Genomic DNA, 1018 nt, shown 5'->3' with positions numbered 1-1018 from the left:
GACCTGCGGGAAGGAGGAGATCTGCGTCACCGGCACGAAGTCGCGCTGGTAGTCGAAGCCGAGGTCGCGCATCAGCACGGGGTTTGTGAGCTGGTTCGCCGCATCCACCAGGAAGGTGTAGCCGTCGCGCGGCGATTGCAGCGTGGCGTTGGCGGCGATGGTCGCATTGCCGCCCGTGCGGTTCTCGATGACGATGTTCTGGCCGAGCGCTTCCTGCATGTCGGCGGCGATCGAGCGCGCGGCGGTGTCGGCCGCGCCGCCGGCCGCGAAGGCCACGATGAAGCGAATCGGCCGGCTGGGCCAATTGTCCTGGGCGCGCGCGATCATGGGCGTCGCAAGGGCCGCGCCGAGAACGGCGCGGCGGCTTGTCCATATTTTCATGTTCATTTCTCCCTGCAATGCGAAGTCCGGTTCAGTTCGTGAGGCGCGCGATCTCCCGGGCGACGGCATCGCCCATGGCGTCGGTGCCGAGGAGGGTGGCGCCTTCCTCCATGATGTCGGCCGTGCGGTAGCCCTCGGCGAGGACGCGGCGTACGGCGCTCTCGACGCGGTCGGCCATTTCCGGCTTGTTCAACGAGTGGCGCAGCAGCATCGCGGCCGAGAGGATCGAGGCCAGCGGGTTCGCGATGTCCTTGCCGGCAATATCGGGCGCGGAGCCATGCACCGGCTCATAGAGGCCACGCGAGTCGGCGTTCAGCGAGGCCGAGGGCAGCATGCCGATGGAGCCCGTCAGCATCGCCGCAGCATCCGAAAGGATGTCGCCGAAGATATTGCCGGTGACGATCACGTCGAACTCGCGCGGCTTGCGGACGAGCAGCATGGCCATCGCGTCCACGTATTCGTGCTTGAGCTCCACGTCCGGATATTCGAGGCCGACCTGTGTCACCACCTCGCGCCAGAGCAGGCTGGTCTCCAGCACATTCGCCTTGTCCACCGAGCACAGCTTCTTGCGCCGCTTGCGTGCGGCCTCGAAGCCCGCGTGGGCGACACGGCGGACCTCGCTCTCGCTGTAGCGCAT

General features: G+C 67.0%; 2 protein-coding genes. Both read right to left on the bottom strand.

Features of this window, described 5'->3' with window-relative positions; translation table 11 throughout:
* Nucleotides 1-327: Bug family tripartite tricarboxylate transporter substrate binding protein (locus AC1DWF_RS32560; RefSeq protein WP_476842649.1), on the bottom strand; the 327-nt coding region annotated here is incomplete at its 3' end.
* Between the two features lie 85 nt (nt 328-412).
* Nucleotides 413-1018 (bottom strand): isocitrate/isopropylmalate family dehydrogenase (locus AC1DWF_RS32555; RefSeq protein WP_476842648.1); only part of this gene is annotated, 606 nt, incomplete at its 5' end.

The organism is Aminobacter sp. P4_D5 (assembly GCF_056401815.1).
The sequence above is the reverse complement of the archived record's forward strand: the minus strand, read 5'-3'. Positions and strand labels throughout refer to the sequence as shown.